The organism is Actinomadura sp. NBRC 104425 (assembly GCF_030269545.1).
Lineage (GTDB): Bacteria > Actinomycetota > Actinomycetes > Streptosporangiales > Streptosporangiaceae > Spirillospora > Spirillospora keratinilytica.
On the sequence record NZ_BSTN01000025.1, the window covers coordinates 37,544 to 54,059 of the forward strand.

Consider the following 16,516-nt stretch of genomic DNA (forward strand, 5'->3'; position numbering starts at 1 on the left):
TGCCGTCGTCTCCGAATTTAACGCGCCCCGGCGTTCTCCGCCTTGCGTCCGAGCCAAATGGCGGTGACCCACAACGCGCCGAACAGCGCGCCGAGGAAGAACATGGTCGGCACCATGAATCCGGTGGCGATGATGAGGACCTGCAGCACGCCGCCCGCGGGCACCGCCCAGCCGAACCGCAGCAGCCCGGCCAGCACCACGCACAGCATGGCCAGCCCGCCGCACACGCCCCCGGCCGTGGCCCCGTCCACGCCCAGCACCGCGACGGCCACCGGGATCGCCAACGCGATCACGATCGCCTCGCAGACCAGCACCGTCGCCAGCAGCCGTCTCATCGCCTCGCTCCGCTCATCACCCGGTCGTCCCCGCCCTCAGGTCGCCCGCCCTCACTCCGCCGACGGAGCGCCGACGCGCAGCAGGGTGCGGGCGTCGCCGACGGTGACCACCGATCCGGTGATCAGCACGCCGGCGCCCGCGTACTCGCCCGTCTCCTCGGCCAGGCCGATGGCGCGGTCGATGGCGTCGTCCATGCGCGGCACCAGGTGCACCCGCTCGGCGCCGAACACGCCCTCGGCCAGCTCCGCCAGCTCGCCGGGGTCCATGGAGCGCGGCGAGGAGTTGCGGGTGACGACCACCTCGGCCAGCACCGGCTCCAGCTGGTCCAGCACGCCGGCCACGTCCTTGTCGGCGGCCACGGCGACGAGCCCGACCAGGCGGCTGAACCCGAACGACTCGTGGATCGCCTCCACCGTCGCGGCCATGCCCGCCGGGTTGTGCGCCGCGTCCAGCAGCACGGTCGGGCCGGTGCGCGCCACCTCCAGGCGGCCGGGCGAGGTGGCCTTGGCGAACCCGCTGCGCACCAGCGCCGGGTCGAGCTGCCCCTCCTCGCCGCCGGCGTAGTCGTCGCCTGCGGCGATGCGGGTGGCCGCCTCCAGGCTCGGCTGGGCGCGGGTGGGCGCGCCGGACGCGAACGCCTCGACGGCGGCCAGCGCGACGGCCGCGTTCGCCGCCTGGTGGTGGCCGAACAGCGGCAGGAAGATCTCGTCGTAGGTGCCGTGCAGGCCGCGCAGGGTGAGCTGCTGGCCGCCGACCGCCACGTCCCGGTGCAGCACGCCGAACTCGATGCCCTCGCGGGCGGCCACCGCGCCGGTCTCGGCCACCCGGCGCAGCAGCACCTCGGCGGCGGGCAGCGGCTGCTGCGCCAGCACCGCCACCGCGCCCGGCTTGATGATCCCCGCCTTCTCCGCGGCGATCTTCTCGATGGTGTCGCCGAGGTGGCGGGTGTGGTCGAGCGCGACGGGGGTGACGACGGCGACGTCCCCGTCGGCGACGTTGGTGGCGTCCCATGCGCCGCCCATGCCGACCTCGACCACCGCCACGTCGACCGGCGCGTCGGCGAACGCCGCGTACGCCATCGCGGTCAGCACCTCGAAGAACGACACCCGCACGCCGTGCTTGTCGTCCACCAGGCGCACGTAGGGCAGGATGTCGCGCAGCACCTCGACGAAGCGGCGCTCGCCGATCGGCTCGCCGTCCACGGCGATCCGTTCGTGCAGCGCGGTCAGCTCCGGGCTGGTGTACAGGCCGGTGCGCAGGCCGCGTTCGCGCAGCAGCGTCTCGACCATCCGCGCGGTGCTGGACTTGCCGTTGGTGCCGGTGATGTGGATCACCGGGTAGGCGCGCTGCGGCTCGCCCAGCACGTCCACCAGGTCGCGGATGCGGTCGAGAGACGGTTCGATCTCCCACTCGACCCCGCGGCTCATGATCTCCCGGACGGCTGCGGGGTAGTCCGACGGCTCTTCCACCTGGTTCACGATGCTCCATGCTGCGTCGACCGACCTTTGCAGCCTATCGCCGCCCGCCCGCGCATCCGCCCGGACTCCCGGCCTGCGAGCATGGATGGCCGGGGTGTGATCGGGGGGTGCGATGGACGCCGACGAGGTGTTCTTCCGCGAGTGGCACGCCCGGCGGCGCGGCCAGACGCGCGACCTGGGCCGGGCGCGCCGCGTCGCCGGCCTGCTGGGCCTGGGCGGCCTGCGGATCCCGGTGCTGACGGTGGTGGGGTCCAAGGGCAAGGGCACGGCGGCCACGTACGCGTCCGCCTGCCTGGCCGCGGCCGGGTGGCGGGTCTGCACGGTGACCAGCCCCGGACTGCGCGGCAACACCGACCGGATCCGGGTGGACGGCCGCGCCATCGGGGAGGACGGCCTGCGCGCGCTGGGCCGCCGGATCGAGGACGCGCTGCGCCGGTTGCCGCCTTCCGGGGCCGGCTACCTGTCGCCCGCGGGGCTGTTCACCGTCGCGGGGGCCGCGCACGGGGCCGGTGTCGGCGCCGACGCGCTGGTGCTGGAGGCGGGCATGGGCGGCCGGTCGGACGAGGTGTCGCTGTTCGCCCCGGACGTCGTCGCCGTCACGCCGATCTTCGGTGAGCATCTGGGCGTGCTCGGCGGCACCGTCGAGGCGATCGCCGCGGAGAAGGCGGGGGTGGCGGCCCGGGGCACGCGGGCGGTGGTGTCGGCGCCGCAGGAGCAGGCGGTCGCCGCGACGCTGGCCGGCGTGGTCGCCGACCGCACCGGCGGCGCCGCCGCGGTCGAGTACGTGACCGGCGACGGCGGCGAGGTGCCCGCGGGGGCGCTGCCGCCGGGGCTGGGCCGCGTCAGCGCCGCGGTGGGCGTCACCGCCGGGCTGCGGCTGCTGCGGGCGTGCGGGGCGGCGGGGCCGGGGGCGGCGCGGCTGCGGTCCGTGCTGGAGTCGGTGCGGCTGCCGGGCCGCCTGTCGTGGCACCGGCTGCCGGGTACGGCGACGCAGGTCCTGGCGGACTCGGCGATCGACGCGACCGGTGTCGCCGCGGCGCTGGACGCCGCGCACGCCCGCTGGGGCGCCGTCGACCACGCCTTGGTGTGCCTGCCCGACCACAAGGACCTGGACGGCGCCGTGGCGGCGCTGGGGGCGCTGCCCGTCACGTTCGTGCGGCTGCCGTACGGGCATCTGCGCTTCACCCGTCCGCTGCCGCCGCACTGGTCGGTGATCGACGCGGCCGACCTGACCCGCGAGGGCGTCGCCGGGCTGGGACGGCGCGTGGTCGCCCTCGGCACCGTCTACTTCGTCGGGCTCGTGCTGGACCTGGTGGACGCCGACACCGGCCGGCTGTTCACCGTCTAGGTCACTTCTCCAGGTCGGCGCGCATGCGGCGCATCAGATCGGCCATGGCGGCGGTGTCGTCGCCCACGGTGGGCAGGTTGGACGCCACGAACCCGAACGAGGTCTCCGTCGCCCACGAGCAGTAGACGTGCACGTCGGACAGGACGGCGAAGGTCCCGCACACGCCGCGGCCGCCGCCCTTGCCCGGCTTGACGTTGCGCGCGGTCAGCACCGTGCTGGGGCGCGCCCGGCGCAGGAACGCGGCCGGGTCGCCGATCTTGCCGGTGCCGCCCAGGAACACCACGTTCTGGGAGCGCTGCGGCAGGTCGGCGTACACGGCGGCCACGTTGCCGGCCCGTTCGGCGCCGCCCGCCCGCACCGCCGACGCGATGAACGGGTAGGCGGCGGTGGCGGCGGGCATGCCGGGGGTGCGCTGCAGGCCGCCCGCGACCGCCGCCGCCGTGATGCGGTGCCGGGCCGCCTTCGTGCCGCCGTCGCCGGAGCCGCCCTGCCGCAGCGCCGGCGCGCCCACGGCCAGCGCCGCGACCAGCCCGACGGATGCGGCCAACGCCATGATCACGACGATGCGGCGGGTGGTGCGCCGCTTCACCGCAGGTTCGCCGGACGCCTGCCCGGACGGGGTCTGCCCGGATGCGATCTGCACGGACCGGGCCTGCGCGGCGCCGACGGCGCGCTGCGGACCCGTGGACACCACCGGGTGCGCTCCGGACGTCACCACCGGGTGCCCGCCCGACGTCACCACCGGGTGCCCGCCCGACGTGACCACCGGGTGCCCGCCCGACGTGACCACCGGGTGCCCGCCGGAGGTCACCACGGGGTGGCCGCCGGACGTCAGCGTCCCGTTGGCCGTGGGGAGGGCGTGCGGGCCGGTCGAGACGTCCCCGGGCGTCCCGGCCAGGTCGGGGATGCGCTGCGGCCCGGAGGTCAGGTCGGCGGGGGCCTGCATCCACCACGGCTGCGCGGGAAGCTCCGCCGGGGGCCCGTCCTGGCCCGCCGCACCGCCGTCCAGAGACGGCATCTCGACGTCGACGGCCGTGGTGGGCGCAGTGGACGCCGCGGGGGCGGGAGGCGCGGACGCGGGGACCGCGCGGTCACCCGCCTCGTCCGGCACATCGGAGCGATGGGGCGAATCAGCCAACGAGCCTCCCGACATCTACATCCAGCCCCGAAGCACGCGGATCACCGGAATGATCACACGGGATGGTAACGCCGCAAAGCCGGGCATGCCGCGCGTTCCGCACACCTGACGGCAACGCCGCGCCCCGCCGCGGACGGCGGGGCGCGGCAGGACGCGATCAGGCCGCGGGCAGGGCGGCCAGCTGGGACTCCAGACGGGCGATGTCGGCCTCGGCCTGGCTCAGCCGGTCGCGGGTCTTGGCGACCACGGCCTCCGGGGCCTTGGCCACGAACGACTCGTTGCCGAGCTTGCGCCGGGCCTGCTCGGCCTCCTTGCGGGCGTTGGCCAGGTCCTTCTCCAGGCGCTTGCGCTCGGCGGCCACGTCGATGGCCCCGGCGGTGTCCAGACGGACGGTCACGCCCTCCACCGGCAGCGACGCGGTGGCCGAGAAGCCCTCGCCCGGCGCGTCCAGGCGCAGCAGCATCCGCACGCCCTTCTCGTGGCCGGCCAGCGGCGACCCGCCCCACTCCAGGGCGGCGGCCACCCGCTGCCCCGGCTTGAGGCCCTGGTCGGCGCGGAACCGCCGGACCTCGGTGACCAGCCGCTGCAGCGACGCCACCAGCGCCTCGGCGTCGTCGTCGTGCCGGGCCGCATCCGCCTGCGGCCAGGCGGCCCGCACCAGCGTCTCCTCGCCCGTCAGGGACGTCCACAGCTCCTCGGTGACGAACGGGATGACCGGGTGCAGCAGCCGCAGCAGGCGGTCCAGCACCTCGCCCAGGACGCGGCGCGTGGTGTCGGCGGCGGCGGGGTCGTCCAGCTGCACCTTGGACAGCTCGACGTACCAGTCGCACACCTCGTCCCACGCGAAGTGGTAGAGCGTCTCGCACGCCTTGGCGAACTCGAACGACTCCAGGTGCGCGTCGACTTCGGCGATCACCTTGTTGAGCCGCGACAGGACCCAGCGGTCGACGGTCGTCAGCCCCTCCGACGGCAGCTCGCCGCGCACGTGCGCGCCGTTCATCAGCGCGAACCGGGTCGCGTTCCACAGCTTGTTGCAGAAGTTGCGCGAGCCCTGCGCCCACTCGTCGGCCACCGGCACGTCGCCGCCGGGGTTGGCGCCGCGCAGCAGCGTGAACCGGGTGGCGTCGGCGCCGTAGCGGTCGATCCAGTCCAGCGGGTCGACCACGTTGCCGAACGACTTGGACATCTTCTTGCCGTGCTGGTCGCGCACCATGCCGTGCAGCGCGATCACCTTGAACGGCTCGACCCCGTCCATCGCGTACAGCCCGAACATCATCATCCGGGCCACCCAGAAGAACAGGATGTCGTAGCCGGTGACCAGCACCGACGTCGGGTAGAAGCGCCGCAGGTCGGGCGTGTCGTCCGGCCAGCCGAACGTGGAGAACGGCCACAGCGCCGAGGAGAACCAGGTGTCGAGGACGTCGGTGTCCTGAGTCCACCCGGCGGGCGGCTCCTCGTCCGGGCCGGGGCACACCGTCTGGCCGTCCGGGCCGTACCAGACCGGGATGCGGTGCCCCCACCACAGCTGGCGGCTGATGCACCAGTCGTGCATGTTGTCGACCCACTCGAAGTAGCGGGCCGCCAACTCCGGCGGGTGGATTTGCACGCGGCCGTCGCGGACGGCGTCGCCCGCGGCCTTGGCCAGCGGCGCGACCTTGACGAACCACTGCAGCGACACCCGCGGCTCCACGACCGTGGAGCAGCGCTGGCAGTGCCCGACCGAGTGCGCGTAGGGGCGGACCTCCTTGACGATCCGGCCCTGCTGGCGCAGCGCGGCGACCACCGCGGGACGCGCCTCGAACCGGTCCAGGCCCTCGAACGGCCCGTGCGCGGTGATCACACCGCGCTCGTCCATGATCGTCAGCGAGGGCAGGTCGTGCCGCCGCCCGATCTCGAAGTCGTTGGGGTCGTGCGCCGGGGTGACCTTCACCGCGCCGGTGCCGAACTCGGGGTCGACGTGCTCGTCGGCCACCACCGGGATGCGCCGGCCGGTCAGCGGCAGCTCGACCTCCCGGCCCACCATGTGCTTGTAGCGCGGGTCGTCGGGGTGCACGGCCACGGCGGTGTCGCCGAGCATCGTCTCGGCCCGGGTGGTCGCCACGACGATCTCGTCGTCGCCCGACCCGTACCGGATCGACACCAGCTCGCCCTCGCGGTCGGCGTGCTCGACCTCGATGTCCGACAGGGCGGTCAGGCAGCGCGGGCACCAGTTGATGATGCGCTCGGCCCGGTAGATCAGGCCGTCGTCGAACAGCCGCTTGAAGATCGTGCGGACGGCGCGGGCGCGGCGCTCGTCCATGGTGAACGCCTCGCGGCTCCAGTCGACGCTGTCGCCCAGGCGGCGCATCTGGCCGAGGATGCGCCCGCCGGACTCGGCCTTCCAGGCCCAGACCCGCTCGACGAACGCCTCGCGGCCCAGGTCGTGGCGGGACTTGCCCTCCTTGGCCAGTTCCCGCTCCACCACGTTCTGGGTGGCGATCCCGGCGTGGTCCATACCGGGCACCCACACCGCCTCGTACCCCTGCATGCGGCGGCGCCGCACGAGTGCGTCCTGGATCGAGTGGTCCAGCGCGTGGCCCATGTGCAGCGAGCCGGTCACGTTGGGCGGCGGGATGACGATCGAATAGGCCGGTCCGCCGGGGTTCCGCGCCGGATCGGCGGCGAAGTACCCTGCCGATACCCAGCGCTCGTACAGCCTGCCCTCGACGTCAGCCGGTTGGTACTTGGTGGGCAGATCGACGTGGGCGGCCGTCTGGCCGCGCTCAGTGCTGGGCGTTGTCACGGGCCCAGATTCTACGGGCCCCGAGACGGTAGAACGCGCGGCCCCGGGCACACGTCCCGACTATCAGACCCCCCACGGCCGGACGCCGCCGTCCGCGGCGCCCGTCCGACCCCCTGAGGAGTGAGATGAGCGGTTGGAACCCCCCTTCTGCGCCCGGCGGTCCTCCGGGCGGCGGCGTCCCCTACGGCCACGGTCCGCAACCGCCGGGCTACCCGCCGGGGCCGTACGGCCCGGGCGGCGGCTACGTCCCCCCGCCGCCGCGCCGCTCCTCGTCCGCCCCGCTGATCATCGGCCTGCTCGCCGTGCTGGCCGCGGCGGTGGTCGCCGTGCTGGTGGTGGCCGTCGTGGTGGTCGGCGGCGGGCCCAGCTCCATCGACACCCCGGCGACGGCGGGCGGGCTGACCCGGGACTACTCCGCCGAACGCGAGCTGGGCACCCAGCTCAGCAGCCAGCAGTCGACGCTGCGCAACCTGGGCGGCTCGGACATCGACGACGTCAAGACCGCCGTCTACAGCTCGGGCTCCGACCGCTACCTGTTCGTCGGGGGCACCGGCGACTTCGACCCCGACCAGCTGTACAGCGAGTTCCGGCGCAGCATGGACAACACCAGCAGCAGCAGTCTGTCGGTCGTCACGATCCCGCTGGCCGACCCGGGCGGCGACGGCGAGGCGGCCTGCGCGTCCATCCGCGCCAGCGTCCTCGGCAGCAGCCTGTCGTACCAGACGGCCACCTGCGTGTGGATGACGGAGAAGACCTTCGGACTGATCGCCCCCGCCCCGCAGACGAGCGGCTCGCTGGGCAGCACCCGCACCTACACCTACAGCGTCGTCGCCGACCAGATGCGCCGCCTGCGCAAGGACGTCGAGAACTGACCCCGGAATCCCGCCGAGGACGGGACACCGGTCACCTGACGCCGGGCCGTCCGACCGGAAAGGCTGGCCGCGGAGGTACTCCCTCCGCGGTCCGCGGGCGCCGCGACGACGGGCACGACGGCAGGAGGTGCGATGGCGGCGGTAGTGGGGCGCGTCGCCGGTCTGGCCGCGGCGTTCGCCGCCGGCGCGGTCGTCGCGCACCTGGCGAGCATCCCCCGCCTGCACCGGCTCACCGACGACCTGCAGCACTCGCGGCAGCGGATCCTGGCCGCCCGCGAGGAGGAGCGGCGCCGCCTGCGGCACGACCTGCACGACGGGCTCGGCCCCACCCTCGCCAGTCTGGCCATGTCGCTGGACGCCGTCCGCCTCACCCTCCCCGGCGAGCCCGAACGGGTCGCGCCGCTGCTGTCGGAGCTGCGCGACCGGCTGGCCACCACCGTCGGGCAGATCCGCGACCTGGCGCACGGCCTGCGCCCGCCCGCCCTGGACGACCTGGGCCTGGCCGGGGCGATCGAGGCGATGGCGGCGGACTGCTGCGAGCGCGTCGACGTGCGCGTCGGCGGCCTGGGCGAGGACGCCGGGGAGCTGCCCGCGGCCGTGGAGGTCGCCGCGTACCGCATCGCGCGCGAGGCGCTGGCCAACGTCCGCGCCCACTCCCGGTCCGGCACGGTGCTGGTGCTGCTGAACCGGGACGCCGCCCTGCACCTCATGATCGCCGACTCGGGCGTGGGGCTCCCCGACCCCGCCCGCGGCGCCGCCGACGACCGCCGCCGCCCCCGCCGCCGCGGCGGCCTGGAGTCGATGCGCGAGTGGGCCGCCGAGGTCGGCGGCACCTGCCTGATCACCTCGCGGCCCGGCGCGGGCACCATCGTCTCGGCCCGGTTGCCCCTGACCGTCCCGGACTACCATCGGGCTTGCCCCGAGTGAAGGCGAGCGGAGCGCGACCATGACCGAGCCGGAGCGGACCGGCGAGCCCATCCGGGTCCTGATCACCGACGACCACCCCGTCTACCGGCAGGGCCTGCGCGGACTGCTGCAGGCCCTCGGCGTCGAGGTGGTCGGCGAGGCCGAGAGCGGCCCGAAGGCCGTCCGGCTCGCCGCGGAACTGCAGCCCGACGTCGTCGTGATGGACCTGCAGATGCCCGGCGGCAACGGCATCGAGGCCACCCGCACCATCACCCGCACCAGCCCCCGCATCGGCGTGCTGGTGCTGACGATGTTCCGCGACGACGACTCGGTGTTCGCCGCCATGCGCGCCGGGGCCCGCGGCTACCTGCTCAAGGAGTCCGGCGCCGAGGAGATCGCCCGCGCCGTCCGCGCGGTCGCCGCCGGCGAGGCCATCTACGGCCCCGAGATCGCCCGCCGGGTGCTGGCCTACTTCACCGAGATGCCCGACCCGCGCCAGGCCGCCTTCCCCCAGCTCACCGAACGCGAACGCGAGGTCCTCGAGCTGATCGCGCAGGGCCGCAGCAACGCCGAGATCGCCGCCACCCTCTTCCTCAGCCAGAAGACCGTCCGCAACCACGTCTCGAACATCTTTTTGAAGCTCCACGTCGCCGACCGCGCCCAGGCCATCGTCCTGGCCCGGGAAGCCGGCCTGGGCGACCCCACCCGTCCCCCCGGCCCCCGCTGACCGGGTACACCACAAACCGCCCAACACCGCGCGAACACAACGCACCCCACAACCAGCGGCGACCGGAGCCCTCCGCAAGCCACCAGCGGAAACGAACGCTGCCCGGCAAGCAAGAACCGCGCCACAGGCATCCCACGGCCCAACGCAACCGAAGGCCTCCGAGGCCCCGAAAGACGTCGAAGGCGAAGCCTGGGGAAGGTGAGCACTGCCCAGTGAACGCAAGGACCAGCCCCGTGAGTGCGGCTCACCGAGCGGGGGGCGACGTGGTGGGCGTTCTGCGCGGGACGCAGCCAGGTCCGGGGGCGCGCTGGGAGACGCCGAGGGCGGGGCGTGGCGGAGGTGAGCGGGGGTCACCGAGCGGGGGACCCGCCCCGTCCCTTCTCAGGCGGACTTTTCGCGGGGTTCGCGTTTGGTGCGTTCGCGCGGGACGAGGGTGGGGTTGACGTGCTCCAGCACGGCCTCGCGCGTGATGACGACGCGGGCGACGTCCTGGCGGCTGGGGACCTCGTACATCACCGACAGGAGGACCTCCTCCATGATGGCGCGCAGGCCGCGGGCGCCGGTGCCGCGCAGGATGGCCTGGTCGGCGATGGCCTCCAGCGCGTCGGAGGTGAACTCCAGGTCCACACCGTCCAGCTCGAACAGCCGGTGGTACTGCTTGACCAGCGCGTTCTTCGGCTCGGTGAGGATGTTGATCAGCGCCTCCCGGTCCAGGTTGTGCACGCTGGTGATGATCGGGAGGCGGCCGACGAACTCGGGGATCATGCCGAACTTCAGCAGATCCTCGGGCATCACGTCGGCCAGCACGTTGCTGGATTCGGCGAAGTCGTCCTTGGAGCGGATGACCGCGCCGAAGCCCATGCCCTGCTTGCCCACCCGGGACTCGACGATCTTCTCCAGCCCGGCGAAGGCGCCGCCGCAGATGAACAGCACGTTGGTGGTGTCGATCTGGATGAACTCCTGGTGCGGGTGCTTGCGGCCGCCCTGCGGCGGGACGCTCGCGGTGGTCCCCTCCAGGATCTTCAGCAGCGCCTGCTGGACGCCCTCGCCGGACACGTCGCGGGTGATCGACGGGTTCTCGCTCTTGCGGGCGATCTTGTCGACCTCGTCGATGTAGATGATCCCGGTCTCGGCCTTCTTGACGTCGTAGTCGGCCGCCTGGATCAGCTTGAGCAGGATGTTCTCGACGTCCTCGCCGACGTAACCGGCCTCCGTCAGCGCCGTCGCGTCGGCGATCGCGAACGGCACGTTCAGGAGCTTGGCGAGCGTCTGCGCGAGCAGCGTCTTGCCCGACCCGGTCGGCCCCAGCAGCAGGATGTTCGACTTGGCCAGCTCGACCGCGTCGTCCCGCCCGCTGTCGCCGGACTGGATGCGCTTGTAGTGGTTGTAGACGGCCACCGACAGCGCCTTCTTGGCCGCCTCCTGCCCGATGACGTAGGAGTCCAAGAATTCGTAGATCTCCCGCGGCTTGGGCAGGCTGTCCCACTTGAGGTCGGAGGTCTCGGCGAGCTCCTCCTCGATGATCTCGTTGCAGAGATCGATGCACTCGTCGCAGATGTACACGCCCGGACCCGCGATGAGCTTCTTGACCTGCTTTTGGCTCTTTCCGCAGAACGAGCACTTGAGCAGGTCACCACCGTCGCCGATGCGTGCCACCCAACTGTCTCCTTTTCGTGGGGCCGCCCGCCCATGGAGGATGCGGCGCAGCTCGGTTGCGTGTCCCGAAGGCTCTCGACGTTGGATTCGACGTTACCGTCTCCAACGGACTTGGTAAGCCCCTCGCCCGGAAGAATGACGACCGGGCTGGGGGTCTCCCAGGTCCGGGTGCCGTCTCAGGACGACACTACCTCGGCCTTGCGCTTCCTGCTGACGAAGACGTCGTCGATCAGACCGTACTCCTTGGCCTCCTCGGCGGTAAGGATCTTGTCCCGCTCGATGTCCCGCCGGACCTCTTCGACGCTCTTGCCGCTGTGCCGGGCCAGGATCTCCTCCAGCTGCTCGCGGATCCGCATGATCTCGCGGGCCTGGATCTCGATGTCGCTGGCCTGGCCGTAGGTGCCCTCGGTGGCCGGCTGGTGGATGAAGATCCGGGAGTTGGGCAGCGCGGCGCGCTTGCCCGGGCTGCCGGCCGCCAGCAGCACCGCCGCGGCGGAGGCCGCCTGGCCGATGCAGACCGTCTGGATGTCCGGCTTGACGAACTGCATCGTGTCGTAGATCGCCGTCATGGCCGTGAACGAGCCGCCGGGCGAGTTGATGTAGATGCTGATGTCGCGGTCCGGGTCGATCGACTCCAGGGTGATCAGCTGGGCCATGACGTCGTTGGCCGACGCGTCGTCGATCTGCACCCCGAGAAAGATGATCCGCTCCTCGAAGAGCTTGTTGTACGGGTTCATCTCCTTGACCCCGTACGTGGTGCGCTCGACGAAGGAGGGGATGATGTAGCGGTTGTCCACGGGCATCGGCGCACGGCCCGCCTGGATCGGGTCGTACGCGCCGGGCCGGATGAGCTCACTCACGAAAGTGCCTCCGCTTTTCGTGCGGGTGGTCAGGAGACGGGGCCCTCGGAGGGCACCTGGGTGGCGCTGAGCACCACGTGGTCGACGAAGCCGTAGTCGCGGGCCTCCTCGGCGGTGAACCAGCGGTCGCGGTCGGAGTCCTTCTCGATCTGCTCGACCGTCTGGCCGGTGTGCGAGGCGATCCGCTCGGCCAGCGTCTTCTTGACGTAGAGCATCTGCTCGGCCTGGATCTTGATGTCCGAGGCGGTACCGCCGATGCCGCCGGACGGCTGGTGCATCATGATGCGCGCGTGCGGCAGGGCGTAGCGCTTGCCGCGGGTGCCCGCGCACAGCAGGAACTGCCCCATCGACGCGGCCAGGCCCATGGCGACGGTGACGATGTCGTTCGGCACGTACTGCATGACGTCGTAGATCGCCATGCCCGCGGTGACCGAACCGCCGGGCGAGTTGATGTACAGGGTGATGTCGCGGCGCCCGTCCTCGGCCGACAGCAGCAGCAGCTCGGCGCAGATGCGGTTGGCGATGTCGTCGTCGACCTGCTGGCCGAGGACCACGATGCGCTCCCGCAGCAGGCGCTGGAACAGCTGCTCGCTGAGCGGCAGCAGGGGCGCTTCGGCGACCCTCGACTGGATCGGCGACTGGTCGTTCGTCGGAGGCATGCTCACCGGTGGGTTCCTCCGGTCCTTTTATCGGTTCGGATGATTGGACATTAACGCGCGGCGGCGACCGATCACGCCGGGAGGGCTGCCTTTTCGCTGGGGGCGTACCCCCGGCGCCCGGACGCACAGGCATGTTTCATCCCCACCTCATTGCGGGCACGCTCTGTAGCTCTGCCGGTGCCAGGTACCCCATGCATGTCGCGGGGCGCGCGGCCCTCTCTTCCCGGTTCCCCCGTTGCGCTCTGACAAGCCACAACGCATCCGCCGCGTGGCCGCAACCCCCGGTCAGCCCGCCCGAGCGGCGGGACGCACGTGTACGCGCTGCGGCCGCGGCGCCGCGTCCGTTGCCCTGGCCGTGCCGGCCGCCACCGTCGTCGTCGGCGCGTACCTCACCCCGCTCAGGGCCGAAGGCCGGTCGCCATTGCCGTCGTCCAAAGCACCGTCCCGGCCCGATCGGTGCGCACGCGGGGCGCTGCAGGGCATACGTGAGGGCCTGAAAGGGGCGGTGGCCGGCGGGTGTCGGGTGATCCCGGGGGCCGGGGCGGGCAGCATCAGCGGTACGTCTAAATCGGCGCATGCGAAGTCCAGCTGAGCGTCCGCACGCCCTCGGCCAGCCCCTTCGGCCGGGGTACGCCTCGCCGACGCGTCCTCCGCGGGCGGCGCGCCCGCAAGGCTCTCGAAGGCGCAGCGCGGTTGGCTGGCGCTGTCTGGGCAGGCCGGGGCTGGGACGCCCGTGTGGCGCGTCGGCGGGCGTTGGTGCGGGTGGTCGCGTGGTGCGCGTGAGGCGACGCCGCGACCGCTGTGGGCGGTCGGCGGCGCGCAGCCGAGTCCGCCTGCCCGGTGGGCCGGGCAGGCGGACTCGTCACATCTCCGTCAGGAGTCCTTCTTGTCGGACTCGGCTGGCTCGTCGGACTCGGCTGGCTCGTCGGACTCGGCGGGCTTGTCGGTCTCGGCGGAGGGCTCCTCGGCCGCGGAGTCCTCCTGCGCGTCCTCGGACTCGGCCTGGACGGTCTCGCCGCTCAGTTCGCGCTGGATCGCCGCGACGTCGAGCTGGTTGCCGGACTCGTCCTTGAGCGAGACGTGCTCGACGACCAGGTTGAGGGCCTTGTTGCGCAGCACCTCGGCGACGATCGCGGGCAGCTGGTTGTTCTCGGTGAGGTACTGGGCGAGCTGCTGCGGCGGCACGCCCATCTGCATGGCCTGCGTGACGACGTACTCGCTGAGCTCCTCGTTCTCGACGCCCAGCTCCTCCTGCACGGCGAGCTGGTCGAGCACGAAGCCGCCCTTGACCGCCTGGCGGGCCGCCTCGGCGATCTCGGCGTCGAAGTCCTCCTCGGACTTCTCCTCGCTCTCCAGGTAGTCGGCCTTGGTCATGCCCGCCATCTGCAGCTGCTGCTCCAGCTGCTGGTTGCGGCGGTTGATCTCCTCCTCGACCACCTTCTCGGGCAGCGGGATGTCGATCTTCTCGAGCAGGGCCTCCAGGGCGCGGTCGCGGGCCTGGGACAGCTGCTGGGCGCGCAGCTGCCGCTCCAGCCGGGTGCGCACGTCGGCGCGCAGCTCCTCCAGCGTGTCGAACTCGCTGGCGAGCTGGGCGAACTCGTCGTCGAGGTCGGGCAGGTTCTTGACCTTGACGCTCTGCACGGTGGCCGTGATCTCGGCCTCCTCGCCGGCGCGCTCGCCGCCCTTGAGCGGGGCGGTGAAGGTGGCGCTCTCGCCCGCCTTCAGGCCGGTGAGGGCGTCGTCCAGGCCCTCCACCGACGAGCCGCTGCCGATCTCGTAGGACAGGCCGGTGGTGGAGGCGTCCTCGACGGGCTCGCCGTCGATCTCGGCGACGAGGTCGACGACGGCGAAGTCGCCCGCCTCGGCGGCGCGGTCGACGGTGGTCAGCGAGGCGAACCGCTCGCGCAGGTTGCCGATGGTCTCCTCGACGCGCTCGTCGGTGACGACCGCGTCGTCGACCACGACCTCCAGGCCGTCGTAGTCCGGCACCTCGAACTTGGGCCGGATGTCGACCTCGGCGGTGAAGGCGAACTGCTTGCCGTCGTCGAGCTCGGTCACCTCGACGTCGGGCTGGCCGAGAACGAAGATCTCCGACTCCTCGACGGCGCGGCCGTACAGCTGCGGAAGCGCGTCGTTGACCGCCTCCTGCAGGACCGCGCCCCGGCCGACGTACTTGTCGATCAGCGGGGCGGGGACCTTGCCGGGCCGGAAGCCCTTGATCCGCACCTGGCGCGAGATCTCCTTGTACGCCTTGTCGAGGTTCGGCTTGAGCTCGTCGAACGGAACCTCGACGGTGAGCTTGACCCGGGTCGGGGTCAGCTCCTCGACATCGGTCTTCACTGGGGTTGGTCTCCTTGATCGGGCGCTGTCTCGGCCGCGGCGTTCGACGCGTACTCAGCCAGCCGGTATCTCAGGCAGGCGCGGGCACGCCGAAGAGGACTCCGCGCCTTCGCGCCGCCAAGTCTATGGGGTCGCGGCGGCGTCTGCCGACATCGGACGGCCACTTTCGGCGGCCGGACGCCCCGAGCGCGTACGCCGAGGTCATCGACTTGTCGCATACCGGATGGCATACCCGCGGCAGGGCCGGACCGGTCGACGATCACCTGGGGGGTGTGACATGGCGCACCCCGAACATCCATACTCGTGCGGGATGAACGGGATAACCGCGGCCTTTGGAGCGACTGCGCTCTATTATGTCAGCTTCGCCGTGTTCCGGCTGGCCGCTGCCCGGGTTGAGCCCCTGCGCGGCAACCGCATTCCGCGCATGGCGTGGGTGGTGCTGACCGACTGGGTCTTCCTGGCCGGGCTGGTGCCGGCGCTGGGCGGGCTGGTGCTGCAGATCATCGCCATGGGCGAGCTGGCGCTGGGCGTGGCCATCCCGATCTTCATGTCCGGGCTGCTTCCGCTGCTGGCCATCGCGCTGGTGTTCTTCGGCGAGCGGCTGACCGCGCGCGAGTGGCTGAGCCTGCTGCTGGTCGGCGGCGCGGTCGCGCTGCTGGTGCTGTCGATGCGCGAGGCCCCGCCGATCGGCGAGGCGGACGTGCCGCCGTGGCGGCTGGCGGCGGTCGTCGTCCCGCCGCTGCTGGTGCCGGTGGTCATCCTGGTGCTGGAGGACGTGCGGCCGGACGGGCGGCACGCGCGCCCGGTGACCGGCATCGCCTACGGGCTGGCGTCCGGGTTCCCGGTGGGCACCGCCGAGCTGGCGATCAAGGGGTGGAGCGACGCGGGCGGCGCCGACCCGCAGGTGCTGGCGACCCCGTACCCGTATGTGACGGTGGTGGCGGCGGCGATCGGCTTCGGGATCATGGTCGCGGCGTTCCAGCGGTGCCGGGTGTCGATCGTGGCGACGGTGATGACCGTGGCCGCCAAGACCTACCTGCTGCTCATGGGCACGCTGCTGTACGGGGAGCCGTGGCCGCGGGACACGGGTCACTCGGCGATGCGGCTGGCGGCGCTGGCGCTGGCGGCGATCGCGGTGGCGCAGTTCCCCCGGCACCATCCCGCCGCAGAGCCCGCCGCAGCGCACGAGGAGCCGCAGCCGCCCGCGCGCGATCCGTTCGGCCAGATCCCGCCGTCGCGCGATCCGCTGTCGCGTGACCCGTTCGGCCAGGCCCACCTCGCCGCGCCGTACCTGGAGCAGCCGCCCAAGGAGGCGCCGCCCGCGCGCGGCCCCTCCGCGGACGAGCCCCCGGGGCAGGCCCCCGACCGGCCGAGCCCCTCGGAAGAAGAGCACTCGGGCTAGGGAACGCCCCGG

The 16,516-nt window shown here is 72.6% G+C and carries 13 protein-coding genes; 5 read left to right on the forward strand and 8 right to left on the reverse strand.

Annotated elements, in window-relative coordinates:
- Positions 1-17: 17 nt before the first annotated feature.
- Together QSK22_RS27105 and QSK22_RS27110 are read right to left on the reverse strand one after the other, a co-directional pair.
- On the reverse strand, positions 18-335 hold the full coding sequence (locus QSK22_RS27105; RefSeq protein ID WP_285497229.1) for a DUF4233 domain-containing protein: 318 nt from the start codon (positions 333-335) through the stop codon (positions 18-20).
- A gap of 51 nt (positions 336-386) precedes the next feature.
- Entirely contained in the window at positions 387-1,763 is a 1,377-nt protein-coding gene (locus QSK22_RS27110; RefSeq protein WP_285497268.1) for a bifunctional folylpolyglutamate synthase/dihydrofolate synthase, read from the reverse strand.
- Positions 1,764-1,926: 163 nt separating this feature from the next.
- Between QSK22_RS27110 and QSK22_RS27115 the strand changes: the two genes are divergently transcribed.
- Positions 1,927-3,162 carry a folylpolyglutamate synthase/dihydrofolate synthase family protein gene (locus QSK22_RS27115; RefSeq protein WP_285497230.1) on the forward strand — a complete coding sequence of 412 codons (1,236 nt, stop codon included), beginning with the start codon at positions 1,927-1,929 and terminating at the stop codon, positions 3,160-3,162.
- Between the two features lies 1 nt (position 3,163).
- Here the strand turns inward: QSK22_RS27115 and QSK22_RS27120 are convergent, their stop codons facing one another.
- On the reverse strand, positions 3,164-4,300 hold the full coding sequence (locus tag QSK22_RS27120; RefSeq protein ID WP_285497231.1) for a hypothetical protein: 1,137 nt from the start codon (positions 4,298-4,300) through the stop codon (positions 3,164-3,166).
- Positions 4,301-4,457: 157 nt separating this feature from the next.
- Positions 4,458-7,082, reverse strand: coding sequence for a valine--tRNA ligase (locus tag QSK22_RS27125; protein ID WP_285497232.1), 2,625 nt, complete (start codon positions 7,080-7,082; stop codon positions 4,458-4,460).
- Between the two features lie 125 nt (positions 7,083-7,207).
- Between QSK22_RS27125 and QSK22_RS27130 the strand changes: the two genes are divergently transcribed.
- The 3 genes from QSK22_RS27130 to QSK22_RS27140 all read left to right on the forward strand — a co-directional run bounded on the left by QSK22_RS27130 (position 7,208) and on the right by QSK22_RS27140 (position 9,587).
- A complete protein-coding gene (locus tag QSK22_RS27130) occupies positions 7,208-7,954 on the forward strand; it encodes a hypothetical protein (RefSeq protein ID WP_285497233.1) in 747 nt (248 codons plus the stop codon).
- Positions 7,955-8,086: 132 nt separating this feature from the next.
- Positions 8,087-8,881 (forward strand): sensor histidine kinase, encoded by a 795-nt coding sequence (locus QSK22_RS27135; protein ID WP_285497234.1) that lies wholly within the window; start codon positions 8,087-8,089, stop codon positions 8,879-8,881.
- Between the two features lie 19 nt (positions 8,882-8,900).
- Positions 8,901-9,587 (forward strand): response regulator transcription factor, encoded by a 687-nt coding sequence (locus tag QSK22_RS27140; RefSeq protein WP_285497235.1) that lies wholly within the window; start codon positions 8,901-8,903, stop codon positions 9,585-9,587.
- Between the two features lie 381 nt (positions 9,588-9,968).
- Here the strand turns inward: QSK22_RS27140 and clpX are convergent, their stop codons facing one another.
- From clpX to tig, 4 genes are all read right to left on the reverse strand, one after another.
- On the reverse strand, positions 9,969-11,243 hold the full coding sequence (clpX, locus tag QSK22_RS27145; RefSeq protein WP_285497236.1) for an ATP-dependent Clp protease ATP-binding subunit ClpX: 1,275 nt from the start codon (positions 11,241-11,243) through the stop codon (positions 9,969-9,971).
- Positions 11,244-11,419: 176 nt separating this feature from the next.
- Complete coding sequence (locus QSK22_RS27150; RefSeq protein ID WP_285497269.1) at positions 11,420-12,046, reverse strand: ATP-dependent Clp protease proteolytic subunit; 627 nt, start codon at positions 12,044-12,046, stop codon at positions 11,420-11,422.
- A gap of 86 nt (positions 12,047-12,132) precedes the next feature.
- Positions 12,133-12,762 carry a ClpP family protease gene (locus tag QSK22_RS27155; RefSeq protein WP_285497270.1) on the reverse strand — a complete coding sequence of 210 codons (630 nt, stop codon included), beginning with the start codon at positions 12,760-12,762 and terminating at the stop codon, positions 12,133-12,135.
- A gap of 873 nt (positions 12,763-13,635) precedes the next feature.
- A complete protein-coding gene (tig, locus tag QSK22_RS27160; RefSeq protein ID WP_285497237.1) occupies positions 13,636-15,102 on the reverse strand; it encodes a trigger factor in 1,467 nt (488 codons plus the stop codon).
- Between the two features lie 310 nt (positions 15,103-15,412).
- Here tig and QSK22_RS27165 point away from each other — a divergent pair, with 310 nt between their 5' ends.
- Complete coding sequence (locus tag QSK22_RS27165; protein WP_285497238.1) at positions 15,413-16,504, forward strand: DMT family transporter; 1,092 nt, start codon at positions 15,413-15,415, stop codon at positions 16,502-16,504.
- Positions 16,505-16,516: the final 12 nt, after the last annotated feature.